At 59.7% G+C, this 24,679-nt stretch carries 22 protein-coding genes; 14 read left to right on the top strand and 8 right to left on the bottom strand.

The annotated features are described in order from the left end of the window. Positions 1–9 precede the first annotated feature (9 nt). The 4 genes from frr to rpsB all read right to left on the bottom strand — a co-directional run bounded on the left by frr (position 10) and on the right by rpsB (position 3,312). Complete coding sequence (gene frr / locus AOA61_RS05115; RefSeq protein ID WP_016974404.1) at positions 10–567, bottom strand: ribosome recycling factor; 558 nt, start codon at positions 565–567, stop codon at positions 10–12. Next, on the bottom strand, positions 564–1,307 hold the full coding sequence (pyrH, locus tag AOA61_RS05110) for a UMP kinase (protein ID WP_003189161.1): 744 nt from the start codon (positions 1,305–1,307) through the stop codon (positions 564–566). Before pyrH ends, frr begins: the two co-directional genes overlap by 4 nt. A gap of 211 nt (positions 1,308–1,518) precedes the next feature. Further along, a complete protein-coding gene (gene tsf, locus AOA61_RS05105) occupies positions 1,519–2,382 on the bottom strand; it encodes a translation elongation factor Ts (RefSeq protein WP_032891654.1) in 864 nt (287 codons plus the stop codon). A 192-nt stretch (positions 2,383–2,574) separates the two neighbouring features. Next, entirely contained in the window at positions 2,575–3,312 is a 738-nt protein-coding gene (gene rpsB / locus AOA61_RS05100; RefSeq protein ID WP_003189158.1) for a 30S ribosomal protein S2, read from the bottom strand. Between the two features lie 390 nt (positions 3,313–3,702). Here rpsB and map point away from each other — a divergent pair, with 390 nt between their 5' ends. From map to dapC, 3 genes are all read left to right on the top strand, one after another. Next, the gene (gene map / locus AOA61_RS05095) at positions 3,703–4,485 is read left to right on the top strand and encodes a type I methionyl aminopeptidase (RefSeq protein ID WP_032891656.1); all 783 of its coding nucleotides are present in this window, start codon (positions 3,703–3,705) and stop codon (positions 4,483–4,485) included. 64 nt (positions 4,486–4,549) lie between these two features. Continuing rightward, entirely contained in the window at positions 4,550–7,252 is a 2,703-nt protein-coding gene (locus AOA61_RS05090) for a [protein-PII] uridylyltransferase (RefSeq protein ID WP_099601272.1), read from the top strand. 154 nt (positions 7,253–7,406) lie between these two features. After that, positions 7,407–8,606 carry a succinyldiaminopimelate transaminase gene (gene dapC / locus AOA61_RS05085; RefSeq protein ID WP_099601271.1) on the top strand — a complete coding sequence of 400 codons (1,200 nt, stop codon included), beginning with the start codon at positions 7,407–7,409 and terminating at the stop codon, positions 8,604–8,606. Between the two features lie 9 nt (positions 8,607–8,615). On the opposite strand, the gene AOA61_RS05080 is transcribed toward dapC, so the two are convergent. Next, entirely contained in the window at positions 8,616–10,259 is a 1,644-nt protein-coding gene (locus tag AOA61_RS05080) for a Na+/H+ antiporter (RefSeq protein WP_095184004.1), read from the bottom strand. A 225-nt stretch (positions 10,260–10,484) separates the two neighbouring features. On the opposite strand from AOA61_RS05080, the gene AOA61_RS05075 reads away from it, so the two are divergent. The 4 genes from AOA61_RS05075 to AOA61_RS05060 all read left to right on the top strand — a co-directional run bounded on the left by AOA61_RS05075 (position 10,485) and on the right by AOA61_RS05060 (position 13,594). Then, a complete protein-coding gene (locus tag AOA61_RS05075) occupies positions 10,485–10,847 on the top strand; it encodes an ArsC family reductase (RefSeq protein ID WP_017529704.1) in 363 nt (120 codons plus the stop codon). A gap of 32 nt (positions 10,848–10,879) precedes the next feature. Further along, the gene (dapD, locus tag AOA61_RS05070) at positions 10,880–11,914 is read left to right on the top strand and encodes a 2,3,4,5-tetrahydropyridine-2,6-dicarboxylate N-succinyltransferase (RefSeq protein ID WP_032891666.1); all 1,035 of its coding nucleotides are present in this window, start codon (positions 10,880–10,882) and stop codon (positions 11,912–11,914) included. A 64-nt stretch (positions 11,915–11,978) separates the two neighbouring features. Beyond that, a complete protein-coding gene (locus tag AOA61_RS05065; RefSeq protein ID WP_099601270.1) occupies positions 11,979–13,184 on the top strand; it encodes an aminotransferase class V-fold PLP-dependent enzyme in 1,206 nt (401 codons plus the stop codon). Next, on the top strand, positions 13,181–13,594 hold the full coding sequence (locus AOA61_RS05060; RefSeq protein ID WP_095184002.1) for a SufE family protein: 414 nt from the start codon (positions 13,181–13,183) through the stop codon (positions 13,592–13,594). The genes AOA61_RS05065 and AOA61_RS05060 overlap by 4 nt, the downstream gene beginning before the upstream one ends. 116 nt (positions 13,595–13,710) lie before the next feature. Here AOA61_RS05060 and tcdA read toward each other — a convergent pair whose 3' ends face one another. Further along, positions 13,711–14,526, bottom strand: a complete 816-nt coding sequence (gene tcdA, locus AOA61_RS05055; protein ID WP_032891671.1) for a tRNA cyclic N6-threonylcarbamoyladenosine(37) synthase TcdA — start codon at positions 14,524–14,526, stop codon at positions 13,711–13,713. Positions 14,527–14,737: 211 nt separating this feature from the next. Between tcdA and AOA61_RS05050 the strand changes: the two genes are divergently transcribed. The 4 genes from AOA61_RS05050 to AOA61_RS05035 all read left to right on the top strand — a co-directional run bounded on the left by AOA61_RS05050 (position 14,738) and on the right by AOA61_RS05035 (position 19,832). Next, a complete protein-coding gene (locus tag AOA61_RS05050; protein ID WP_032891673.1) occupies positions 14,738–17,329 on the top strand; it encodes a glycosyltransferase in 2,592 nt (863 codons plus the stop codon). 111 nt (positions 17,330–17,440) lie between these two features. Then, positions 17,441–18,592 (top strand): succinyl-diaminopimelate desuccinylase, encoded by a 1,152-nt coding sequence (gene dapE, locus AOA61_RS05045; protein WP_099601269.1) that lies wholly within the window; start codon positions 17,441–17,443, stop codon positions 18,590–18,592. Beyond that, positions 18,592–19,401: a putative RNA methyltransferase gene (locus AOA61_RS05040; protein ID WP_099601268.1), complete on the top strand. Its 810-nt coding sequence runs from the start codon at positions 18,592–18,594 to the stop codon at positions 19,399–19,401. Before dapE ends, AOA61_RS05040 begins: the two co-directional genes overlap by 1 nt. 53 nt (positions 19,402–19,454) lie before the next feature. Further along, a complete protein-coding gene (locus tag AOA61_RS05035; protein WP_032891679.1) occupies positions 19,455–19,832 on the top strand; it encodes a hypothetical protein in 378 nt (125 codons plus the stop codon). Positions 19,833–19,977: 145 nt separating this feature from the next. On the opposite strand, the gene AOA61_RS05030 is transcribed toward AOA61_RS05035, so the two are convergent. Then, a complete protein-coding gene (locus AOA61_RS05030; protein ID WP_032891681.1) occupies positions 19,978–20,187 on the bottom strand; it encodes a cold-shock protein in 210 nt (69 codons plus the stop codon). Positions 20,188–20,371: 184 nt separating this feature from the next. On the opposite strand from AOA61_RS05030, the gene plsB reads away from it, so the two are divergent. The 3 genes from plsB to AOA61_RS05015 are packed head-to-tail and all read left to right on the top strand — an operon-like array spanning position 20,372 to position 24,046. Beyond that, complete coding sequence (gene plsB, locus AOA61_RS05025; protein WP_099601267.1) at positions 20,372–22,876, top strand: glycerol-3-phosphate 1-O-acyltransferase PlsB; 2,505 nt, start codon at positions 20,372–20,374, stop codon at positions 22,874–22,876. A gap of 51 nt (positions 22,877–22,927) precedes the next feature. Beyond that, the gene (locus AOA61_RS05020; RefSeq protein ID WP_099601266.1) at positions 22,928–23,329 is read left to right on the top strand and encodes a YbaY family lipoprotein; all 402 of its coding nucleotides are present in this window, start codon (positions 22,928–22,930) and stop codon (positions 23,327–23,329) included. A gap of 27 nt (positions 23,330–23,356) precedes the next feature. Further along, a complete protein-coding gene (locus tag AOA61_RS05015; protein ID WP_032891686.1) occupies positions 23,357–24,046 on the top strand; it encodes a DUF4197 domain-containing protein in 690 nt (229 codons plus the stop codon). Between the two features lie 37 nt (positions 24,047–24,083). On the opposite strand, the gene AOA61_RS05010 is transcribed toward AOA61_RS05015, so the two are convergent. Further along, a complete protein-coding gene (locus AOA61_RS05010; protein WP_099601265.1) occupies positions 24,084–24,677 on the bottom strand; it encodes a LysE family translocator in 594 nt (197 codons plus the stop codon). Positions 24,678–24,679: the final 2 nt, after the last annotated feature.

Genomic DNA, 24,679 nt, shown 5'->3' with positions numbered 1-24,679 from the left:
TCCTGACCCTTATACGGCCATCAGGTCCTTTTCTTTTTCTTCCGTGGCCTTGGTGATCTGGGCCTCGGCATCTTTGGTCAGCTTGTCGATATCAGCGACGGCGCGACGCTCTTCGTCTTCGCTGATCTCCTTGTCCTTAACCAGTTTCTTCAGGTCACCCAGGGCATCACGACGGATGTTGCGCACAGCAACGCGTGCATCTTCAGCCGCGCTACGTGCCTGCTTGGTGAAGCCCTTGCGGGTTTCTTCGGTCAAGGCAGGCATGGAGATCAGCAGCAGTTCGCCCAGGTTGGTCGGATTGAGGTTCAAGCCGGCGCTCTGAATCGCCTTGTCGACCGCAGCGAGCATGTTGCGCTCGAAAGCCACGACTTGCAGGGTGCGCGAATCTTTAACGGTAACGTTTGCCACGCCGCTCAGCGGAGTGTCAGCGCCGTAGTAAGGCACCATCACGCTGCCCAGAATACTCGGGTGCGCCTTGCCAGTACGAATCTGGCCGAATGCATGGCTCAAAGATTCCAGGGATTTCTGCATACGCGCTTGGGCGTCTTTCTTGATTTCATTGATCATTGTTGGCCTTCCTCGATCAGAGTCCCTTCCGCGCCGCCGTGTACGATATTCAGCAGGGCGCCGGGCTTGTTCATATTAAATACGCGCAGCGGCATCTTGTGGTCGCGGCACAGGCAAATAGCCGTCAGGTCCATGACACCCAGCTTGCGATCCAGCACTTCATCGTAGGTCAGATGATCGAACTTCTCGGCATGCGGGTCTTTGAATGGGTCTGCGGTGTACACACCGTCTACCTTGGTTGCCTTCAAAACCACGTCAGCGTCGATTTCGATGGCACGCAGGCACGCCGCCGAATCAGTGGTAAAGAATGGGTTACCGGTACCAGCGGCGAAGATCACCACTTCTTTTGAGTTCAAATGGCGCATGGCTTTGCGACGATCATAGTGATCGGTCACACCCACCATGGAAATAGCCGACATCACGATAGCCGAGATATTGGCACGCTCCAGGGCATCACGCATCGCCAGGGCGTTCATCACAGTGGCCAGCATGCCCATGTGGTCGCCAGTGACCCGATCCATACCGGCCGCACTCAGCGCCGCGCCACGGAACAGGTTACCGCCGCCGATCACCAAGCCGACTTGCACGCCGATGCCAACCAGTTGGCCGACTTCCAGCGCCATGCGGTCGAGCACCTTGGGATCAATCCCGAACTCTTCCGAGCCCATCAGGGCCTCGCCGCTGAGCTTGAGTAGAATGCGTTTATAGCGAGCCTGATAACCACTGCCCTGCTGAGCCATTGCGAATCTCTCCTGCGGCGTATTTTTTAAAAATTCTTGGCGAGCCGTTTACGGCTTGCGTTCACTCTAGCTGGACGCTCTCACAGCGCCATCGGAACACGGCTTTGTAAGCCAGTTCCGAGGGTAAGCCAAATTAATTCGGCCTGCCCATTTGAAAAGAGGCTGCGCGCGTGAGCGGGCAGCCTCTTTCGGGCGACAGTTGAAAACTGTCTTATTGCTTGGCGGCAGCCAGCTGGGCAGCAACTTCTTCAGCGAAGTTGTCGACCGGCTTCTCGATACCGTCGCCTACTTTGAAGTAAGTGAAGGAAACGATTTCAGCACCGGCTTTCTTAGCCAGTTCGCCAACCTTGATTTCAGGGTTCTTAACGAACGCCTGCTCAACCAGGCTTGCTTCGGCCAGGAACTTGCTAATACGGCCTTTGACCATATTTTCAACAATGTTTTCTGGCTTGCCTTTGATTTTTTCTTCGTTCAGCTGCAGGAACACAGCCTTTTCGCGCTCGATCGCTTCGGCAGAAACTTCCGAAGGCAGCAGGAACTCTGGGTTGCTGGCCGCTACGTGCATAGCGATGTCTTTAGCCAGCTCAACGTTGCCGCCCTTCAGGACAACTGCAACACCGATCTTGTTGCCGTGCAGGTAACCACCAACAACGTCACCTTCAACGCGTACTAGGCGACGGATGTTGACGTTTTCGCCAACTTTGCCGACCAGTACCAGGCGTGCAGCTTCTTGTGCCTCGATCAGCGGAGCGACGTCAGTCAGTTTGTCGTCGAACGCTTTATCAACGCTGGCAGCAACAAATGCCTTGAAGTCGTCTTGCAGAGCCAGGAAGTCGGTCTGCGAGTTCACTTCCAGCAGAACAGCAGATTTGCCGTCTTCTTTCAGAGCGATAGCGCCTTCAGCAGCCACGTTGCCTGCTTTCTTGGCAGCCTTGATTGCGCCGGAAGCACGCATGTCATCAATTGCTTTTTCGATGTCGCCGTCAGCCTTTTCCAGGGCTTTCTTGCAATCCATCATGCCTTCGCCGGTACGCTCACGCAGTTCTTTAACCAACGCTGCAGTAATTGCTGCCATTTTCAAATTCCTCTTGGATAGGTTTTCAACCATTCCACCCGATCGAACGGGGGATCAATTCTTCCCGAACCACCCTTGTAGGCCGCTGCACGTTACAGATGATGTAGCTGCGCTGCGCACAAATGGTTTTCGAGGGGGCAAAAAGGGGGCCAAGCCCCCTTTTTGCTTACTGAGTCAACGCCAGGGCGTCAATTACTCAGCTGCGGCTACCGGAGCTTCTTCAACGAACTGCTCGGTACCACCAGCAACGTGGTTGCGACCACGGATTACAGCGTCAGCCATCGAACCCATGTACAGCTGGATAGCGCGGATTGCGTCATCGTTGCCTGGGATGATGTAGTCAACGCCTTCCGGGCTGCTGTTGGTATCGACTACGCCGATAACAGGGATGCCCAGCTTGTTGGCTTCGGTGATCGCGATGCGCTCGTGATCAACGTCGATAACGAACAGTGCGTCAGGCAGACCGCCCATGTCCTTGATACCACCCAGGGAACGATCGAGCTTTTCCAGGTCACGAGAGCGCATCAGCGCTTCTTTCTTGGTCAGCTTGGCGAAAGTACCGTCTTCGGCTTGCACTTCAAGGTCACGCAGACGCTTGATGGAAGCACGGATGGTTTTGAAGTTGGTCAGCATGCCGCCCAACCAGCGGTGATCGACGTACGGCGAACCGCAACGTGCTGCTTCTTCAGCAACGATCTTGCCAGCGGAACGCTTGGTGCCGACGAACAGAATCTTGTTTTTGCCCTGGGCCAGACGCTCTACGAAAGTCAGAGCTTCGTTGAACATTGGCAGGGTTTTTTCAAGGTTGATGATGTGGATCTTGTTACGCGCGCCGAAAATGTATTTACCCATTTTCGGGTTCCAGTAACGGGTCTGGTGACCGAAGTGCACACCGGCCTTCAGCATATCGCGCATATTGACTTGGGACATGATAGTTCCTTAATAAGTCGGGTTTGGCCTCCACGTATCCCAATGACCAACCAGCGGCATCAAGGCCTCCGGCACCCAGGTCATCGTGTCGACACGTGTGTGGATTTAAGCTCTTCGGGGCATCCCCGGAAAGCGGCGCATTTTATACCACACGAAGGGCGAAAACGAAACCCGCAATCACATTTGGCGTGCGCGGCTTATGCGCAACCCTTTGAATAGAGCGGATATAGCCCCACCTTATAATAGAGAGAAGCGATCGTCAGGGGCTCATGATTTGCCGCCCGCGTCTGTTAGAATCGCGTTTTTTGGGGCTTTTGCGAATTCTGTAATCTTTTGTCGCGCGCCCGTAAACCGTATTGATTTCAGCGCTTCGCGCTAGAGAGAGCCTGTATGACCGTTAGTTTGAAAACCGCCGAAGACATTGCCGGCATGCGCATTGCCGGCAAACTGGCTGCCGACGTGCTGGAAATGATTGCCGAGCACGTCAAGCCGGGCGTCACCACGGACACCCTCAACCAGATCTGCCATGACTATATCGTCAATGTGCAGGGTGCCATTCCTGCGCCGTTGAATTACAAGGGCTTCCCCAAGTCAATCTGCACGTCGATCAACCATGTGGTCTGCCACGGTATTCCGTGCGACAAACCCCTGAAGGACGGCGACACCCTGAACATCGACGTCACCGTGATCAAGGATCGCTACTTCGGCGATACCAGCCGCATGTTCCACGTCGGCACCGTGCCGGTCTGGGCCGAACGCCTGTCCCAAGTCACCCAGGAATGCATGTACAAGGCGATCGAAATCGTCAAACCCGGCTGCCGCCTGGGCGATATCGGTGAAGTGATCCAGAAGCACGCTGAAAAGAACGGCTTCTCGGTGGTACGTGATTTCTGCGGCCACGGCATCGGCACCGTGTTCCATGAAGAGCCACAGATCCTGCACTACGGCCGCGCCGGCACCGGCATGGAGCTCAAGGCAGGCATGACCTTTACCATCGAGCCGATGATCAACCAGGGCAAAGCCGACACCAAGGTGCTGGGCGACGGCTGGACCGCCATTACCAAGGACCGCAAGCTTTCGGCGCAGTGGGAACACACCCTACTGGTCACCGAAACCGGCTACGAGATCTTCACACTGCGCGCCGACGATACGATCCCACGCGTTTCAGCCTGAAGGTTGCCCAGGTTTTCCCAAAGCGTGTTGTGACTGACTGATAGATAGAAAGGAAAGCCGATCGATGCCCCAGGTGGATCCCGAACTCTTCGACCGTGGCCAGTTCCAGGCCGAATTGGCCCTGAAGGCAAGCCCCATCGCCGCCTTCAAGAAGGCGATCCGCCAGGCCCGCGAAGTGCTCGACGAGCGCTTTCGTAGCGGCCGCGACATCCGCCGGCTGATCGAGGACCGTGCCTGGTTCGTCGACAACATCCTTCAAAAGGCCTGGGAACAGTTCAACTGGAGCGAAGACGCCGACATCGCCCTGGTGGCCGTTGGCGGCTATGGCCGTGGCGAACTCCACCCCTACTCCGATATTGACCTGCTGATCCTGCTGGACAGCGCCGATCATGAGATCTTTCGCGATTCCATCGAGCGTTTTCTGACACTGCTGTGGGACATTGGCCTGGAAGTCGGCCAGAGCGTGCGCTCGGTGGACGAGTGCGCCCAAGAGGCCCGTGCCGACCTCACCGTCATTACCAACCTGATGGAAAGCCGCACCATCGCCGGCCCAGAGCGCTTGCGCCAGCGGATGCTGGAAGTCACCAGCACCGCGCATATGTGGCCGAGCAAGGACTTCTTCCTGGCCAAACGCGCCGAGCAGAAAGCCCGGCACCACAAGTACAACGACACCGAATACAACCTGGAGCCCAACGTCAAAGGCTCGCCCGGCGGGTTGCGCGACATCCAGACGATTTTGTGGGTCGCCCGTCGCCAGTACGGCACCCTTAACCTGCGCGCCCTGGCCGGCGAAGGTTTTTTGGTAGAGAGCGAAAACGCCCTGCTGGCCTCGTCCCAGGAATTCATCTGGAAAGTGCGCTACGCCCTGCACATGCTCGCCGGGCGCTCCGAAGATCGCCTGCTGTTCGATCATCAGCGCTCCATCGCCACGCTGCTGGGCTTTGAGGGCGAGGACGCGAAGACCAGCATCGAAAGCTTCATGCAGCAGTACTACCGGGTGGTGATGAGCATCGCCCAGCTCAGCGACCTGATCATCCAGCACTTCGAAGAAGTGATCCTGGCCCCCGAGGATGAGGCGCCGCCGCAGCCGATCAATGCGCGCTTCCAACTGCACGACGGCTATATTGAGGCGCGCAACGACAACGTGTTCCGCCGCACCCCATTCGCCATGCTGGAAATCTTCGTATTGATGGCCCAGCAGCCGGAAATCAAAGGCGTGCGCGCGGATACTATCCGCCTGCTGCGGGAAAACCGTCACTTGATCGACGATGATTTTCGCAACGACATCCGCAACACCAGCCTGTTTATCGAGCTGTTCAAGTGCAAGATCGGTATCCACCGCAACCTGCGCCGCATGAACCGCTACGGCATCCTGGGGCGCTACCTTCCGGAGTTCGGCTTTATCGTCGGGCAGATGCAGCACGACCTGTTCCACATTTATACGGTGGATGCGCACACCCTTAATCTGATCAAGCACCTGCGTAAGTTGCAGTACACCCAGGTGTCAGAGAAATTCCCGCTGGCCAGTAAGCTTATGGCCAAGCTGCCCAAGCCGGAGCTGATCTACCTGGCCGGCCTGTACCACGACATCGGCAAGGGCCGGCATGGCGACCATTCGGAAGTCGGCGCGGTCGACGCCGCAGCCTTCTGTCAGCGCCACCAGTTGCCGCAATGGGATAGCCGCCTGATCGTCTGGCTGGTGCAGAACCACCTCGTGATGTCGACCACCGCACAGCGTAAGGACTTGTCCGACCCGCAGGTGATCCACGATTTCGCGCAAGCTATCGGCGATGAAACCCGCCTCGACTACCTCTACGTGTTGACCGTTTCCGACATCAACGCCACCAACCCGACACTGTGGAACTCGTGGCGCGCCAGTCTGTTGCGCCAACTGTACACAGAGACCAAGCGCGCCCTGCGCCGTGGTCTGGAAAACCCGGTGGACCGCGAAGAGCAGATCCGCCGCACCCAAAGCGCGGCCCTGGATATCCTGGTGCGCGGCGGCAACGATCCGGATGACGTCGAGCAACTGTGGTCGCAACTGGGCGACGATTACTTCTTGCGCCACACCGCCGGCGATGTGGCCTGGCACACTGACGCGATCCTGCAGCAGCCCGCCGATGGCGGCCCGCTGGTGCTGATCAAGGAAACCACCCAGCGCGAATTCGAAGGCGGCACGCAGATCTTCATCTACGCGCCCGACCAGCACGACTTCTTTGCCGTGACGGTAGCGGCCATGGACCAGCTCAATCTGAACATCCACGATGCCCGGGTGATCACTTCCAGCAGCCAGTTCACCCTCGACACCTACATCGTGCTCGATACCGAAGGCGAGTCCATCGGCGACAACCCGACGCGGGTGAAAAAGATCCGCGAAGGCCTCACCGAAGCCCTGCGTAACCCGGACGACTATCCAACGATCATCCAGCGCCGGGTGCCGCGCCAACTGAAGCACTTTGCCTTTGCGCCCCAGGTGACCATCTCCAACGATGCGCAGCGCCCAGTGACGGTGCTGGAACTCAGCGCACCGGATCGCCCAGGCCTGCTGGCACGGATCGGCGGGATTTTCCTGGAGTTCGACCTGTCATTACAAAATGCCAAGATTGCGACCCTGGGCGAGCGCGTGGAAGACGTGTTCTTTATTACCGACGCCGACAACCAGCCGCTGTCCGACCCGGAACTGTGCCGCCGTTTGCAGGAGGCTATCGTCCAGCAGTTGAGCGTGACCCAAGAGCCCGGTGTCGAGCTGACGCGCCTGGCGTTTTGAACGGGGCTTATATGGGAGAGGGCTTACCCCCAAAAGCAGCGGATCAGAAACCTATTAGCTGACTGACACACCTTAATCGGGAGCAAGCCCCCTCCCACAGTTGGACCTGCAGCGCCCGACAGACCGCATTACCAATGAATTGAACGAGAGTCTCATGAACAACGCCCTGAACCAGTTGCAGCCCTACCCGTTCGAGAAATTGCGCGCCCTGCTGGGCAGCGTCACACCCAACCCGGACAAGCGCCCGATTGCCCTGTCCATTGGTGAACCCAAGCACAAATCGCCCACGTTCGTGGCCGAGGCACTGAGCAGCAACCTTGATCAGATGGCGGTGTACCCCACCACTCTGGGCATCCCGGCACTGCGCGAGGCCATTGGCGCCTGGTGTGAACGTCGCTTCAACGTGCCCAAGGGATGGCTTGACCCAGCGCGCAATATCCTGCCGGTCAACGGCACCCGCGAAGCACTGTTCGCCTTCACTCAGACCGTAGTCAACCGTGGCGACGATGCACTGGTGGTCAGCCCGAACCCCTTCTACCAGATCTACGAAGGCGCCGCGTTCCTTGCCGGTGCCAAGCCGCACTACCTGCCCTGCCTGGATGAGAACGGCTTCAACCCGGACTTCGACGCCGTGACACCAGACATCTGGAAACGCTGCCAGATCCTGTTCCTGTGCTCCCCCGGCAACCCGACCGGCGCACTGATCCCGGTTGAGACCCTGAAAAAACTGATCGCCCTGGCCGACGAACATGACTTCGTCATCGCCGCCGACGAGTGCTACAGCGAGCTGTACTTTGACGAACAAACCCCGCCGCCGGGCTTGTTGAGCGCCTGTGTTGAACTGGGTCGCCAGGATTTCAAGCGCTGCGTGGTATTCCACAGCTTGTCCAAACGCTCCAACTTGCCGGGCCTGCGCTCTGGTTTTGTGGCCGGTGATGCCGAGATCCTCAAGGCCTTCCTGCTGTACCGCACCTACCACGGCTGCGCGATGCCGGTGCAAACCCAGCTGGCGAGCATTGCCGCCTGGCAGGACGAAGCGCACGTACTGGCCAACCGTGACCTGTATCGCGAGAAATTCGAAGCCGTGCTGACCATCCTCAAGCCGGTGCTGGATGTACAAAGTCCCGACGGTGGCTTCTACCTGTGGCCAAATGTGAATGGCGACGATGCCGCGTTCTGCCGCGACCTGTTCGTTGAAGAACACGTCACCGTGGTCCCAGGTTCGTACCTGTCGCGGGAAGTGGATGGCGTCAACCCTGGGGCTGGCCGCGTACGCCTGGCGCTGGTCGCACCGCTGGCCGAGTGCGTGGAAGCGGCTGAACGGATTCGGGATTTCATTCAGCGTCGTCGGTAAGCAATCGGGTCATTTCACCTGGCCCAGATTCGCCTCACTCATATCCAGCTCTCCCAACACCTCCCTCAAGACGTCATCACCAATCTGGTGATGACGGCTCAAGCTGTACAACTCCAAACGTTGCGCGCGCAGGGCCTTGAGCCGCAGTTTTCGCTCAAGCAGGTCCATGTGTCTCGCCAGCGCCTGGGCCTCGGCGGAGTCGTTGAACACCTCCAACTGATGACGATATTCCGACATCAGCCGCGCCTTGAGCTCCGCCGCCAGGGCCGCCTGTGCGGCGTCGGAGGTTTCCGACTCTACGGGCTCCTCCGCCTCCAGTGCGTGAATCGCTGCCACGGCAGTCTTTTTCCACGCCTCCCGCACTTCCTTATGACGCTTCTCATCGGGGCTCTTTTCGATACCGCGCAGCAACAGTGGCAAGGCAATGCAGGCGGCGACCAGTGATAGCAGGATCACCCCGGCCGCGATAAAGATCAGCAAATCACGCTCAGGAAAATCTTTGCCTGGCGCCAACAGCAAAGGCACCGACATCACACCCGCCAGGGTCACAGCACCGCGCACACCGCCGACCGTCAAGAGCCAACAGGATCGGGCGGTTGGCACCAACGTCAGATCACTTTTCCCTCGCAGGCGCCGCAATAACCCCGACAGCCTCCAGATGCTCTGCACCCAGATAAAACGCAGCACCACCAGCACCAGGAAAATCGCAATCACATCCAGGCAGCGGTAAAACAGGGTCGGCCATAGCGTAGCTTCATGGCTCACCACGGCTTTGATGATGTCCGGCAGTTGCAATCCCAGCAGCAGGAAGATCAAGCCATTGAAGGCAAACTCCAGCAACGACCAGACGCTGCGGTTAAGCAGCCTTGTGCTGGTCTGGCGTGGCAGCAGGTCCAGCCAGCTTTGCATCATGCCCGCCGCCACTGCCGACAAAATCCCTGAGGCGCCCAACCGTTCAGCCAATACATAAGCGGCAAACGGCAACAGCAACATAAACACCACATGAGTCGCCGGATCGTCCCAGCCCCGCGCAATCATCCATGCGCGCAGGCGGCCGACCAGCCAACTCAACGCCACACCGATCGCCAGGCCACCGACGGCCACCAACACGAAGGTCAAGCTCGCATCGGCCAGGGAGAACACGCCGGTCAATGCCGCTGCCAAGGCAAACTTGAAGGTCACGAGGCCCGACGCATCATTCATCAAGGCTTCGCCCTGGAGCATATGCATCAATGGCGTGGGCAAACGATTCTGGGAAATAGCCGACACTGCCACCGCATCCGTCGGCGACAATACGGCCGCCAGGGCGAAGGCCACCGGTAACGGGATCGTAGGCAAAATCCAGTGAATGAAGTATCCGGCGCCGACTACCGTGAACAGCACAAGGCCCACGGCCAGCGTCAGAATCGGGCCCCGCAGACGCCACAATTCGCGTTTGGGCATGCGCCAACCGTCGGAAAACAACAAAGGTGGCAAGAACAGGAACAGGAACAGTTCAGGGTCCAGCGCCACATGCAGGCCCAGCGTTGGCCAAGCCAACAAGGCTCCGGCGGCGATCTGCACCAGCGGTAACGGCAGAGGAATGACACGTCCGACCAGACGCGAAACGCTGACCAGCATCAGCAGGATAAGAACGGTGTAGGCGGTTTGCATAACGCGGGTTTCCCGGACGATCGACTTGCAACGACACACATCAGGCAACAACTGGCAGTTGAAGTGCCATATTACCCAGCTATGTTACGCGGCTATGCCACGCACTGGCTTTTGCACATAAGTCGCACAAAGCCGTGGGTCCTGCTGACGAGCGGCCCCCAAACCCGCTGGTCGTGGCATAATCCCGGACCTTTCGTTTTGAGCATCCTAAAAGGGGGCAATTCCTTGACCGCTTCAAGCAAAACGTTGCACCTTTTCGGCATCAAAGCCTGCGACACCATGAAAAAAGCGCGCACCTGGCTCGATGAGCATGCTGTGAGCTATGAGTTCCACGACTACAAAACGGCCGGTATCGACCGCGAACACTTGACCCAATGGTGCAACGAGCACGGTTGGCAGGTGGTTTTGAACCGTGCGGGCACCACCTTTCGCAAACTCGAAGACGAACGCAAAGCCGATCTCGATCAGTCGAAAGCCATTGAATTGATGCTCGCGCAACCTTCGATGATCAAGCGCCCGGTGCTTGATCTCGGTGACAGAACCCTGATTGGCTTCAAGCCAGAAAGTTATTCGGCGGCCCTCAAGTAGGCCAGCCCTTCCATTTTTGTAGAGGTAATAGCATGTCCCATTCCCTGTTCAGCCTGGGCTTCGGCGTCGGCACTCAGAACCGCCAAGGTGCTTGGCTGGAAGTTTTTTACGCACAACCGCTGCTCAACCCATCGGCTGAAATCGTCGCGGCCATCGCGCCGATCCTCGGTTACTCCGAGGGTAACCAGGCGATCACCTTCACCGTGACCCAGGCCCTGCAACTGGCCGACGCGCTCAAAGGCGTCGACGCCACACAAGCCGCCCTGCTGAGCCGCCTGGCAGAAAGCCACACGCCTCTGGTCGCCACCCTGCTGGCCGAAGACGCCGCGCTGACCTCAACGCCTGAGGCCTACCTCAAGCTGCACCTGCTGTCCCACCGCCTGGTCAAGCCTCACGGCCTGAGCCTGGCTGGCGTGTTCCCGCAACTGCCGAACGTGGCCTGGACCAGCCAGGGCGCGATCGACATCAGCGAACTGGCCGAGCGCCAGCTGGAAGCACGCCTGCGTGGCGAGTTGCTGGAAGTGTTCTCGGTAGACAAGTTCCCGAAAATGACCGACTACGTCGTCCCGGCCGGCGTGCGTATTGCTGACGCGGCACGTATCCGCCTGGGCGCCTACGTAGGCGAAGGCACAACGGTGATGCACGAAGGTTTCGTCAACTTCAACGCTGGCACTGAAGGCCCGGGCATGATCGAAGGTCGTGTATCGGCTGGCGTATTCGTTGGCAAGGGCTCGGACCTGGGCGGCGGCTGCTCCACCATGGGCACCCTGTCGGGCGGCGGCAACATCGTGATCAAGGTCGGCGAAGGCTGCCTGATCGGCGCCAATGCCGGTATCGGTATCCCGCTGGGCGACCGCAACACCGTGGAATCGGGTCTGTACGTCACCGCCGGGACCAAGGTTGCGCTGCTGGATGAGCAGAACCAACTGGTCAAAGTGGTCAAGGCGCGCGAGCTGGCCGGCCAACCGGACCTGCTGTTCCGCCGTAACTCCGAGACCGGTGCAGTGGAGTGCAAAACCCACAAATCGGCCATCGAACTGAACGAAGCGCTGCACGCTCACAACTAAGCAGCCACTCGATGCCACTAGCGGGCCCCGACCCTGGGGCTCGCTTATACGAGTTTTGAACACCATGCTAGTGCCCTCCCCCTGGCGCGCCGACTTTCCGGCCATCGCCGCCCTGCAACGGCAAGGCCAGACCTATCTGGACAACGCCGCCACTACACAAAAACCCCAAGCTCTGTTGGATGCCATCAGCCATTACTACGCCAATGGCGCAGCCAATGTGCACCGGGCCCAGCATTTGCCCGGGGCCCATGCGACACAGGCCTTCGAGGACAGTCGCAGCAAGGTGGCGCAGTGGTTGAATGCAGGTGACACCGGGCACATCGTGTTTACCCACGGCGCGACCTCTGCGCTGAACCTCCTGGCCTACGGCCTCGAGCACTTATTCAATGCGGGCGATGAGCTTGTCATCAGCGCCCTGGAACACCACGCCAACCTGCTGCCCTGGCAGCAACTGGCCAAACGTCGCGCGCTCACACTGGTGGTATTGCCACTCGGTGATGACGGCGTGATCGACCTGCAAGCCGCCGCCGAGTTGATCGGTCCACGCACGCGCCTGCTTGCGGTGAGTCAGCTGTCCAACGTGCTTGGTGCCTGGCAACCGCTGCAAGCCTTACTGGATTTGGCCAAGCCACACGGTGCCCTAACCGTGGTCGACGGCGCCCAGGGCATCGTCCACGGTCGTCACGACGTGCAAGCGCTGGGATGCGACTTCTACGTTTTCTCCAGCCACAAGCTCTACGGCCCGGACGGTGTCGGCGTGCTCTTTGGCCGCAACGAGGCTCTGCATCACCTGCGCCACTGGCAGTTTGGCGGTGAGATGGTGCAGCAGGCGGATTACCACAGCGCCAGCTTCCGTCCAGCACCGCTGGGGTTCGAGGCAGGTACTCCGCCGATAGCCAGCGTGATTGGCTTGGGGGCAAACCTGGATTATCTGAGCTCGCTGGATCAGCAAGCGGTAACCGCCCACGAGGCGGCCCTGCATGACTACCTGTTAAGCGGCCTGAAGGCGCGCAATGGCGTGCGTGTGCTGGGTTCGCCGCAGGTGGCGCTGGTCAGCTTTGTGGTCGAGGGCGTGCATAACGCCGACCTTGCGCACCTGCTGACCGAGCAGGGCATTGCTGTACGCGCAGGCCATCATTGCGCGATGCCCCTGCTCAAGGCGATGCAGCTGTCGGGGGCGATCCGCGTTTCCCTGGCGCTGTATAACGACTCCAACGACCTCGAGCGCTTTTTTGAAGCGCTGGACCAGGCGCTGGATATGTTGCGATGAGCTTGCCGGTGGATGCGGTGGCTGCGCTGGAAGCCTTCCAGGCCGTAGGAAGTTGGGAGCAACGTGCTCGCTTGCTGATGCAGTGGGGTGAGCGTCTGCCGCCTTTAGCGGATGATGAAAAGGTCGACGCCAACCTGGTACAGGGCTGCGAAAGCCTGGTGTGGTTGGTGGGGCACTTAGACCAAGGTCATTGGCAATTTGCCGCGAGCAGCGATGCGCGGATGATCCGTGGTTTGGTGGCATTGCTGCTGGCGCGGGTCAATGGGTTGTCGGCGGACGAGTTGCAGGCAGTCGACTTGCCTGACTGGTTCAATCAACTCGGGCTTTCCCGCCAACTGTCGCCGTCGCGCAGCAATGGCTTGAATGCAGTCCTGCAGCGTATGCGAACGCTAAGCCATACACAGGACTAAATGTGGGAGGGGGCTTGCCCCCGATAGCGGTGGATCAGTCAGCTTATCCAGTGGCTGACACTCTGCAACCGGGGGCAAGCCCCCTCCCACCTTTGAACTGTGTAAAGTTCTGAGATTCAGGCGGGTTTGACCCGCTCGGAAGGCCTACGCACGCCAGCCACAATCTTGTCCACCGCCTTGGTCGCCGCCACCATGCCAAAGGTCGCCGTCACCATCATCACCGCGCCAAACCCGCCCGCGCAGTCCAGCTTCACCCCATCTCCCACAAAACTTTTTTGCAGACAAATGCTGCCGTCCGGCTTGGGATAACGCAGTTGCTCGGTGGAAAACACGCACGGCACGCTGTAATGACGGGTCACGGTGCGAGAGAAGCCGTAGTCACGACGCAAGGTGGAGCGCACCTTTGAGGCCAAGGGATCGTTGAAGGTGCGGTTCAGGTCGCACACCTGGATCAGCGTCGGATCAATCTGCCCACCGGCGCCGCCGGTGGTGATGATTTGGATCTTGCGGCGTTTGCACCACGCAATCAGCGCGGCCTTGGCGTTGACGGCGTCGATACAGTCGATCACGCAATCGATGTTCGGCGTTATGTATTCGGCCATGGTGTCGCGGGTCACGAAATCCGCCACCGCGTGCACAGTGCAATCCGGGTTGATACCGCGCAGGCGCTCGGCCATCACCTCGACCTTGGGCTTGCCCACAGTGCTGTCCAGGGCGTGCAACTGCCGGTTGCTGTTGCTGACGCAGACATCGTCCAGGTCAAACAGCGAAATCTCGCCGACCCCACAACGGGCCATGGCTTCCGCCGCCCAAGAGCCCACACCGCCGACGCCGACGATCGCCACATGGGCCGCCTTCAAGCGTTCCAGGCCTTCAATGCCATACAAGCGGGCGACGCCTGCAAACCGCGGATCTTCTGTACTCATGACCATTACCCCAAAAACCGGCGCGCATTATGGACTACCGAGCGACAAGTACGAAGCAACAAGCTACAAGTAAAGAACTTAGATGGCCTTTCGCTGACTAACGTCCGGCTTTTCTCTGTCTGCTGTACGCTCGGGGAAAGGCCGGTGTAGGATGCGCGCCGTTCGGTGCAGGCCGACACCTCTTTTCGTTCCACACCCTTTGGAACCCGACATAACCATGGCATCGCGTAAATTTGGACTCAACCTGGTGATCGTGCTGGCAATTGCAGCGCTATTCACCGGCTTCTGGGCGCTGGTCAACCGCCCGGTCACTGCTCCCAACTGGCCTGAGCAAATCTCCGGTTTTTCCTACTCGCCGTTCCAGCAAGGCCAGTTCCCGCAGAAAGACCAGTACCCCACTGACGAACAGATGCGTCAGGACCTTGCGATCATGAGCAAGCTGACGGACAACATCCGCACCTACTCGGTCGACGGCACACTGGGGGATATCCCCAAGCTGGCGGAAGAGTTCGGCTTGCGCGTCACCCTGGGGATCTGGATCAGCCCAGACCTGGAGCGCAACGAACGCGAGATCCAGCGCGCCATTGAGATCGCCAACAGCTCGCGCAGTGTCGTGCGCGTGGTGGTCGGCAACGAAGCCTTGTTCCGCGAAGAAATCACCCCCGAGGCACTGATCGTGCTGCTGGACCGGGTGCGCGCCGCGGTGAAGGTACCGGTGACCACCTCCGAGCAATGGCACATCTGGGAAAAGAACCCGCAACTGGCCAAGCACGTCGACCTGATCGCCGCGCACATTTTGCCGTTCTGGGAATACATTCCGATGGACAAGGCCGGCCAATACGTACTCGATCGCGCCAGGGACCTGAAGAAATTGTTCCCGAAAAAGCCACTGCTGCTATCGGAAGTTGGCTGGCCGAGCAACGGCCGCATGCGCGGTGGCAACGAAACGTCCCCGGCAGACCAGGCGGTGTACTTGCGCACCCTAGTGAACAAGCTCAATCGCCAGGGCTACAACTACTTTGTGATTGAGGCCTTCGACCAGCCGTGGAAAGTCAGCGATGAAGGCTCGGCCGGCGCCTACTGGGGCGTTTACAACGCCGCGCGCCAGCAAAAATTCAACTTTGAAGGTCCTATTGTCGCCATCCCGCAATGGCGCGTACTGGCCATCGGCTCGGTGGTGCTTGCCCTGCTGTCCCTGACCCTGCTGATGATCGACGGCTCGGCCCTGCGCCAGCGTGGCCGGACGTTCCTGACCTTTATCGCATTCCTTTGCGGCTCGGTACTGGTGTGGATCGGCTACGACTACAGCCAGCAATACAGCACTTGGTTCAGTGTCACCGTGGGTATCCTCCTGGCACTCGGCGCCCTCGGCGTATTTATTGTGTTGCTGACCGAGGCCCACGAACTGGCGGAAGCAGTCTGGACTCACAAGCGTCGCCGTGAATTCCTGCCGGTTGAAGGGGATTCGGACTACCGCCCGAAAGTGTCGATCCACGTGCCGTGCTACAACGAGCCGCCGGAGATGGTCAAACAGACCCTCGACGCCCTGGCCGCGCTCGATTACCCGGACTACGAAGTCCTGATTATCGACAACAACACCAAAGACCCGGCTGTTTGGGAACCGGTGCGCGACTACTGCGAAACCCTCGGCCCGCGCTTCAAGTTCTTCCACGTCGCGCCCCTGGCCGGTTTCAAGGGCGGCGCGCTGAACTACTTAATCCCGCACACCGCCAAGGATGCTGAGGTGATCGCGGTGATCGACTCGGACTACTGCGTGTCGCCGAACTGGCTCAAGCACATGGTGCCGCACTTCGCCGACCCGAAAATCGCCGTGGTGCAGTCGCCGCAGGACTACCGCGACCAGAACGAAAGTACCTTCAAGAAGCTCTGCTACGCAGAATACAAAGGCTTCTTCCACATCGGCATGGTTACCCGTAACGACCGCGACGCGATCATCCAGCACGGCACCATGACCATGACCCGTCGCTCGGTGCTCGAAGAACTCGGCTGGGCCGACTGGTGCATCTGCGAAGACGCTGAACTGGGCTTGCGGGTGTTCGAGAAAGGCCTGTCGGCGGCGTATTACCACGACAGCTACGGCAAGGGCCTGATGCCCGATACCTTTATCGACTTCAAGAAACAGCGTTTCCGCTGGGCCTATGGCGCGATCCAGATCATCAAGCGTCATACCGCCAGCCTGCTGCGCGGCAAGGACACGGAGCTGACCCGTGGCCAGCGCTACCACTTCCTCGCGGGCTGGTTGCCGTGGGTGGCGGACGGTATGAACATCTTCTTCACCGTCGGCGCGTTGTTGTGGTCGGCGGCGATGATCATCGTGCCGACGCGGGTCGATCCGCCGCTGCTGATTTTCGCGATCCCGCCGTTGGCGTTGTTCGTTTTCAAGGTGGGCAAGATCATCTTCCTGTACCGCCGTGCCGTGGGCGTGAACCTCAAGGATGCGTTCTGCGCCGCGCTGGCTGGCCTGGCGCTGTCCCACACCATCGCCAAGGCGGTGCTGTATGGCTTCTTCACCACCAGTATTCCGTTCTTTCGTACGCCGAAAAACGCGGATAACCACGGCTTCTGGGTCGCGATTTCCGAAGCCCGCGAAGAAATGTTCATCATGCTGCTGCTGTGGGGCGCTGCGCTGGGGATCTACCTGGTGCAGGGCCTGCCAAGCAATGACATACGTTTCTGGGTGGTGATGCTGCTGGTGCAATCGCTGCCGTATGTGGCGGCGTTGATTATGGCGTTCCTGTCGTCGCTGCCAAAACCGGCAGCCGCGTCTGAGCCAGCGCCGGCCGCGTAAAAACTTGCGCAATGCACTAAACGGCGGCCTCTGGTCGCCGTTTTGCTATAAGATAACGGCCGTTTTGTCCGCCCGCCCTGCTCTTCCAAACATGCTTTCCGGAGTTTTCCCATGACGGCCCATGCCGACCTTTCGCCGACCCTTCAACTTGCCATCGACCTGATCCGTCGCCCCTCGGTCACACCGATCGACGCCGATTGCCAGAAGCTGATGATGCAGCGCCTGGGCGACGCTGGTTTTGCGCTGGAGCCGATGCGTATCGAAGATGTGGACAACTTTTGGGCTACCCACGGTAAGCACGAAGGTCCGGTGCTGTGCTTCGCCGGTCACACTGATGTAGTGCCAACCGGCCCGGTACAGGCCTGGCAGAACGACCCTTTTGACGCGCTGATCGACGAAAACGGCATGCTCTGCGGGCGTGGCGCAGCCGACATGAAAGGCAGCCTCGCCGCGATGCTGGTGGCTTCGGAACGTTTTGTCGCCGACTACCCGGACCATAAGGGCTCGGTTGCCTTCCTGATCACCAGCGATGAAGAAGGCCCGGCGCACCACGGCACCAAAGCCGTGATCGAACGCCTGGCCGCGCGCAAAGAGCGCCTGGACTGGTGCATCGTCGGCGAACCGTCGAGCACCACCCTGGTAGGTGATGTGGTCAAGAACGGCCGTCGCGGCTCCCTCGGCGCTACGCTGACCGTACGCGGCGTGCAGGGCCATGTGGCCTACCCGCACCTGGCGAAGAACCCGATCCACCTGGCCGCACCGGCCTTGGCGGAATTGGCCGCCGAGCATTGGGACAACGGCAACACCTTTTTCCCGCCGACCAGCTTCCAGATCTCCAACCTCAATTCCGGCACTGGCGCCACCAACGTGATCCCCGGTGACCTGACGGCGGTGTTCAACTTCCGTTTCTCCACCGAATCCACCGTCGAAGGCCTGCAGCAACGCGTTGCAGCCATCCTCGACAAACATGGCCTGGACTGGCATGTGGAATGGGCGCTGTCGGGCCTGCCGTTCCTCACCGAACCAGGCGCTTTGCTCGACGCCGTGTCTGCCAGCATCAAGGCGATCACCGGTCGCGAGACCCAGGCGTCCACCAGCGGCGGTACGTCGGATGGCCGCTTCATCGCCACCCTCGGCACCCAAGTGGTCGAGCTGGGCCCGGTCAACGCGACGATCCATCAGGTCAACGAGCGCATCCTCGCCAGCGACCTCGATGTACTGACCGAAATTTATTACCAGACCCTGATCAAGTTGCTCGCCTGATGCTTGCTTGTCCCATTTGCAGTGCCCCGCTCAACGCGGTCGAAAACGGCGTAGCCTGCCCGGCGGGGCACCGGTTCGACCGGGCTCGCCTGGGTTACCTGAACCTGTTGCCGGTGCAGCACAAGAACAGCCGCGATCCGGGCGACAACCTGGCCATGGTCGAAGCACGCCGTGACTTCCTCAACGCCGGGCATTACGCCCCGGTGGCCAAGCGCCTCGCCGAACTGGCGGCTGAACGCGCACCGCAGCGCTGGGTCGACATCGGCTGTGGTGAGGGTTACTACACCGCGCAGATCGCCGATGCCTTGCCCCACGCCGACGGCTATGCCCTGGATATTTCCAAGGAAGCGGTCAAGCGTGCGTGCAAGCGCAACCCGAAGCTGACCTGGTTGATCGCCAGCATGGCACGCGTGCCGTTGGCCGACGCCAGCTGCCAGTTCCTCGCCAGCGTGTTCAGCCCATTGGACTGGCAGGAAGCCAAACGCCTGCTCAGCCCCGGCGGCGGCCTGATGAAAGTCGGTCCTACGAGTGGCCACCTGATGGAGCTGCGCGAGCGTCTGTACGATGAAGTGCGCGAGTACACCGACGACAAACACCTGGCCCTGGTGCCGGACGGCATGAGCCTGGCGCACAGTGAAACCCTGGAGTTCACCCTGAGCCTGGCCGACCCCAAAGACCGCGCTAACCTGCTGGCCATGACACCCCACGGCTGGCGCGCCAGCGCCGAGCGCCGTGCCGAAGTGATCGAGGCTGCCGAGCCGTTGCTGGTCACCGTGTCGATGCGTTACGACTATTTCGTGCTTCAATAACCGACTTTAAGTATCCGCGAATGGATTTTCGAATCCCGCAACGAGGAATATCCATGCGCCAACCCGATATCGAGATTTACCTGAAGGACGCCGACGTCGACTACAAGGCCATCGCCGCCTGGCTGGGCGCCGCCCTGGGCCCGTGCACCGACTGGGTCCAGCGTGGCCAGACCTACAAGTGCAAGGCCGGTGACGTGCCGGTCACCTGGCTGCCCAAGGCTGTAGGCAAATGGAACAGCCTGTACCTGGAAAGTGACCAAACCCCGTGGGACGACGACATCGCCTGCGCCCGCGCCGCGTTTGCTGCACTGAACGTTGAAGTGCGCTGCGCGCCGGGGACGTGGGTCGAGGAAGAAGGTGAGGAAAGCGCCGACACCTGGATTCGCATCAGCGCAGACGGTGAAGAGCAGATCACCTGGAAAACTGCCTGAGCCTGAGCGGTAAACCACAATCAACATGTGGGAGGGGGCTTGCCCCCGATAGCGGTGTATCAGCCAATGTGTTCAGTGGCTGACACTCTGCAATCGGGGGCAAGCCCACTCCCACATGGGTTCTGCGGTGTAACAAAAACCCGTATTACAAACCGACCACATCCTCCGCCTGCAAGCCCTTCTCGCCGGTCACCACGGCGTATTCCACCTGCTGGCCCTCGGCCAGGGAACGGTGGCCATCACCGCGAATAGCGCGGTAGTGCACGAACACATCCTTGCCATCTTCACGCTGAATAAAGCCATAGCCCTTTGCATCGTTGAACCACTTCACATTGCCGGTTTCGCGCGTTGCCATCTGTCTTACTCCCACGTACGTTTTTTTATTGTTGAGTCAGTCGCGTTGAACTGCCGAGTATAAGACAGGCTCAAAAACGATCAACTCAAGTTTACATCGCTGCTTTTTTGCCGATTTTCGGCGAATACGGCACACTACGCGCCCGAGCGCCTGCTCGGTTTTTTCCACTTGAAGCAGCTCGCCTATGACCCGCTCCCCGTTCCGCCGTCTGGTGTTTGGCACCTTGCGCCGACTGTTGTACCTCTGGGTTCGCTCGGAAACGATCAACCAGTCGTCCCTTACCCTCAACCTGGACCGCAGCCGGCCGGTGTTCTACGTCCTGCAATCGCCCTCCCTCACCGAATTGGCGGTGGTCGATGCCGAGTGCACCAAGGCCGGCCTGCCGCGCCCGGTGCTGCCAGTATCGGTTGGCCCGTTGATGGAGCCAGCGGCGTTCTTCTACCTCACGCCTGAACCGGACTGGCTCGGCCGTCAGGACAAGCGCGGCGCGCCGCCCACCCTGACTCGCCTGGTCAACACCCTGAGCGAACACGCCGAAGAGAATGCACAAATCATTCCGGTCAGTGTGTTCTGGGGCCAAACCCCGGCGAGCGAGTCCAGCCCGTGGAAACTGCTGTTTGCCGACAGTTGGGCCGTCACCGGCCGTCTACGCCGTCTGTTGAGCATCCTGATTCTTGGTCGCAAGACCCGTGTGCAATTCTCCGCGCCCATCAACCTGCGTGAATTGATCGAGCACAATAAAGGGCACGAACGCACCGTGCGCATGGCCCAGCGCATCCTGCGTGTGCACTTTCGTAACCTGAAGACAGCCGTAATCGGCCCCGACCTGTCTCACCGCCGCAACCTGGTCAAAGGCCTGGTGAATATGCCGCTGGTGCGTCAGGCCATCCTGGATGAAGCCGAACGGGAAAAAATCAGCCCCGAAAAAGCCAAGGCCCAGGCCCTGCGCTATGGCAACGAAATCGCCTCGGACTACACCTACACCGCGATCCGCTTCCTCGAAGTGGTGCTGAGTTGGTTCTGGAACAAAATCTACGACGGCATCAAGGTCAATAACATCGAGGGCGTGCAAAAGGTTGCCCAAGGCTACGAGGTGATTTACGTGCCTTGCCACCGCAGCCATATCGACTACCTGCTGCTGTCCTACCTGCTGTTCAAGAATGGCCTGACCCCGCCGCACATCGCCGCGGGCATCAACCTGAACATGCCGGTGATCGGCAGTTTGCTGCGCCGTGGCGGGGCGTTTTTCATGCGCCGCACCTTCAAAGGCAACCCGCTGTACACCTCGGTGTTCAACGAATACCTGCACACCCTGTTCACCAAGGGTTTCCCGGTTGAGTACTTCGTCGAAGGCGGACGCTCGCGTACCGGGCGCATGCTGCAACCGAAGACCGGGATGCTGGCCATTACGCTGCGCAGTTTCCTGCGCTCCTCGCGTATGCCAATTGTGTTTGTGCCGGTGTATATCGGCTATGAACGCGTGCTGGAAGGCCGGACCTACCTCGGAGAACTGCGCGGCGCGAGCAAGAAGAAGGAGTCGATTTTCGACATTTTCAAAGTGGTCGGCGCGCTCAAGCAGCGCTTTGGCCAGGTCGCGGTCAACTTCGGCGAGCCGATCAAGCTGGCGGAATTCCTCGACAGCGAACAACCCGACTGGCGCACCCAGGAACTGGCTCCGAACTACAAGCCGGCGTGGCTCAACGAGACCACCAACCGCCTCAGCGAGCGGGTGGCCCGCCACTTGAACGAAGCGGCGGCGGTGAACCCGGTGAACCTAGTGGCCCTGGCGCTGCTGTCCACCACACGCCTGGCGTTAGACGAACAGGCCATGGCCCGCCAATTGGACCTGTACCTCGCGCTGCTGCGCCGCGTGCCTTACTCACCCCACACCACTCTGCCCGAGGGGGATGGCCTGGCGTTGATCAAGCACGTCAAGGACATGGACCTGCTGTCAGAACAGAGCGACGCCCTAGGCAAGATTGTCTACCTGGACGAGCAGCACGCCGTCCTGATGACCTACTACCGCAACAACGTGCTGCACATCTTTGCCCTGCCGGCGCTGCTGGCGAGTTTTTTCCAGAGCAGTTCGCGGATGAGCCGCGAACAAATTCTGCGCTACACCCACGCGCTGTACCCATACCTGCAATCGGAGCTGTTTATCCGCTGGTCGCTGGAGGAGTTGGACACTGTCGTCGACCAGTGGCTGGAAGCCTTTGTCGAACAAGGTCTGCTGCGCTTCGAAAACAACGTGTACTTGCGCCCGGCGCCAAGCTCGCGGCAATTCGTACTGCTGACGCTGCTGTCCAAGAGCATCGCCCAGACCCTGCAACGCTTCTACATGGCAATCTCGCTGCTGCTCAACAGCGGCCAGAACACCATCAGCGCCGAAGAGCTGGAGGACCTCTGCACGATCATGGCCCAGCGCCTGTCGATCCTGCATGGCCTCAATGCCCCGGAGTTCTTCGACAAGAGCCTTTTCCGACACTTCATCCAGACGCTGCTGGAACAGGATGTGCTGCGTCGCGATGAGGCCGGCAAACTGAGTTATCACGATCTGCTCGGCGAACTGGCAGAAGGCGCGGCCAAACGGGTGTTGCCGGCTGAGATTCGCCTGTCGATTCGCCAGGTGGCCCTGCATCGTGTTGATGGCGCGGCCGAACAACCGGATGAGCCTGAAGAAACCCGCTAGATTGAATAAGGCGCCAGCGGGATGCTGGCGTCGCTGACAAGGAGCCGCACCATGAAAAAGATCATCCTCCTGAGCCTGACCGCCCTGCTGGGAGCTTGCCAATCCATGACCCCTGCCCCCAAGGCCAGCCTCGATGGCGAAGTGTTTTACCTGCAACGCATCGCCCTGCCGCCAACAGCAACCTTTAGTGTCAGCCTGCAGGACGTGTCCCTTATGGACGCCCCGGCCGTGATCCTTGCGGAACAGAAAGGCCCGATCAAAGGCCAGGTACCGCTGCCGTTTCACCTGAATTACGACCCGGCACAGATTAAACCGGGCCACAGTTATTCGGTGAGTGCTCGCATCGAACAGGATGGCAAGCTACTGTTTATCACTACCGAACGTCACGCCGTGCAGCTCAACGGCCAGGATCCGCAGCCGCTGCGCCTGCGGGTTGATGCGGTCGCACACTGATATTTTCCAGATCATAAGGAAGCGCAAATGCTCCGTAATTCCCTTCGCCTCACTGCTCTGTGTGCCGGCCTGCTGCTCGGCGCCAACGCCATGGCCCTGGACCTGAGTAGCCTGTCCCAAGGCGACGCCAGCGGCGGCCTTAAGGATGCCCTGACCCAAGGCGCACAGATCGCAGTGAAACAACTGGGCAAACCCGGCGGTTTCAGCGACAACCCTGAAGTGAAGATCGGCCTGCCGGGCAAACTGGGCAAAGTCGCCGAGAAGTTGAAAATGTTCGGCATGGGCGACCAGGTTACGCAACTGGAAACCAGCATGAACAAAGCGGCTGAAACCGCTGTGACCCAGGCCCAGCCGATCCTGGTCAACGCCGTGAAAAACATGAGCGTGACCGACGCTAAAGGCATTCTCAGCGGCGGCCAGGATTCGGCCACCCAATACCTGAACAAAAGCTCGCGCGATGCAATCCGCGCCAAGTTCCTGCCGATCGTCAAGGCCGCTACGGATAAGGTCGGCGTGGCCCAGCAGTACAACGCCCTGGCGGGCAAAGCGGCAGCCTTTGGTGCGGTGGATGCCAAGAGCGCCAACGTCGAAAACTACGTGACCGAACAGGCGCTGGATGGTTTGTTCAAGATGATTGCGCAGCAGGAAGAGACGATTCGCAAGAACCCGGCCGCTGCAGCGACGAGTTTGGCGAAGAAGGTGTTTGGAGCACTATAAGCAGCGCGAGGATCGCTCCCTGCAACGGGGAGCGATTCTAGTGAAAAACTGAATCGGCCAGTCGGCCCATCATCAAGGTTGCGAAGCAGCCAATGGCAATCGACGTGATTCGATTGATCTTCAAGGGCGTGAGCCAACTCTTCTGCATCCCTTCGAAGCGACTCCCCAACAACACCCAAGCAGCCCCTACCGGCACAACCACCAACGCCAATAACCCCATGAACTCGGCATAACCTTGCGCGGCGGTGAACGTATTGGACGGAGCGATAAAGGAAACGATCAGCAAGCCCTTGGGATTCATGACCGTCAACAAAAAGAAGTACAACCCGGTGAAGCGATCTTTGCCAGGGCTGATCTCGCTGTTCTTGCGCTGCCACAATTTGCACGACACATACAGCAGGTAGCACGCCGCCGCCAGTTGCGTCGCCTTCAACGCCCACGGTGAAAACGCCGCGAGATAGAGAAGCGCCACACCCCATGCCGACACTTGCAGCAAGTACGCCAGGCACTCGATTAGCACGAGCTTGCAGGATGCCCGAAACCCGAACAACACACCTGCGCGAAACAGCAGGGTGTTGGTGGGGCCAGGGGCAAGCAGTAGCAATATCAGGGCTGAAACAGTGGCCAACATGG

This window comes from Pseudomonas sp. 2995-1 (genome assembly GCF_002742505.1).
Lineage (GTDB): Bacteria > Pseudomonadota > Gammaproteobacteria > Pseudomonadales > Pseudomonadaceae > Aquipseudomonas > Aquipseudomonas sivasensis.
This window is presented reverse-complemented; position numbering and strand designations above follow the sequence as displayed.

Coding starts and splice junctions, on each gene's coding strand:
- dapC (WP_099601271.1), top strand. CDS start 7,407: ATGAACAACGCCCTGAACCAGTTGCAGCCCTACCCGTTCGAGAAATTG.
- tcdA (WP_032891671.1), bottom strand. CDS start 14,526: ATGGTCATGAGTACAGAAGATCCGCGGTTTGCAGGCGTCGCCCGCTTG.
- dapD (WP_032891666.1), top strand. CDS start 10,880: ATGTCCCATTCCCTGTTCAGCCTGGGCTTCGGCGTCGGCACTCAGAAC.
- dapE (WP_099601269.1), top strand. CDS start 17,441: ATGACGGCCCATGCCGACCTTTCGCCGACCCTTCAACTTGCCATCGAC.
- rpsB (WP_003189158.1), bottom strand. CDS start 3,312: ATGTCCCAAGTCAATATGCGCGATATGCTGAAGGCCGGTGTGCACTTC.
- AOA61_RS05020 (WP_099601266.1), top strand. CDS start 22,928: ATGAAAAAGATCATCCTCCTGAGCCTGACCGCCCTGCTGGGAGCTTGC.
- AOA61_RS05050 (WP_032891673.1), top strand. CDS start 14,738: ATGGCATCGCGTAAATTTGGACTCAACCTGGTGATCGTGCTGGCAATT.
- pyrH (WP_003189161.1), bottom strand. CDS start 1,307: ATGGCTCAGCAGGGCAGTGGTTATCAGGCTCGCTATAAACGCATTCTA.
- AOA61_RS05060 (WP_095184002.1), top strand. CDS start 13,181: ATGAGCTTGCCGGTGGATGCGGTGGCTGCGCTGGAAGCCTTCCAGGCC.
- AOA61_RS05010 (WP_099601265.1), bottom strand. CDS start 24,677: ATGTTGGCCACTGTTTCAGCCCTGATATTGCTACTGCTTGCCCCTGGC.
- AOA61_RS05090 (WP_099601272.1), top strand. CDS start 4,550: ATGCCCCAGGTGGATCCCGAACTCTTCGACCGTGGCCAGTTCCAGGCC.
- AOA61_RS05080 (WP_095184004.1), bottom strand. CDS start 10,259: ATGCAAACCGCCTACACCGTTCTTATCCTGCTGATGCTGGTCAGCGTT.
- AOA61_RS05065 (WP_099601270.1), top strand. CDS start 11,979: ATGCTAGTGCCCTCCCCCTGGCGCGCCGACTTTCCGGCCATCGCCGCC.
- tsf (WP_032891654.1), bottom strand. CDS start 2,382: ATGGCAGCAATTACTGCAGCGTTGGTTAAAGAACTGCGTGAGCGTACC.
- AOA61_RS05035 (WP_032891679.1), top strand. CDS start 19,455: ATGCGCCAACCCGATATCGAGATTTACCTGAAGGACGCCGACGTCGAC.
- map (WP_032891656.1), top strand. CDS start 3,703: ATGACCGTTAGTTTGAAAACCGCCGAAGACATTGCCGGCATGCGCATT.
- AOA61_RS05040 (WP_099601268.1), top strand. CDS start 18,592: ATGCTTGCTTGTCCCATTTGCAGTGCCCCGCTCAACGCGGTCGAAAAC.
- AOA61_RS05015 (WP_032891686.1), top strand. CDS start 23,357: ATGCTCCGTAATTCCCTTCGCCTCACTGCTCTGTGTGCCGGCCTGCTG.
- AOA61_RS05030 (WP_032891681.1), bottom strand. CDS start 20,187: ATGGCAACGCGCGAAACCGGCAATGTGAAGTGGTTCAACGATGCAAAG.
- plsB (WP_099601267.1), top strand. CDS start 20,372: ATGACCCGCTCCCCGTTCCGCCGTCTGGTGTTTGGCACCTTGCGCCGA.
- frr (WP_016974404.1), bottom strand. CDS start 567: ATGATCAATGAAATCAAGAAAGACGCCCAAGCGCGTATGCAGAAATCC.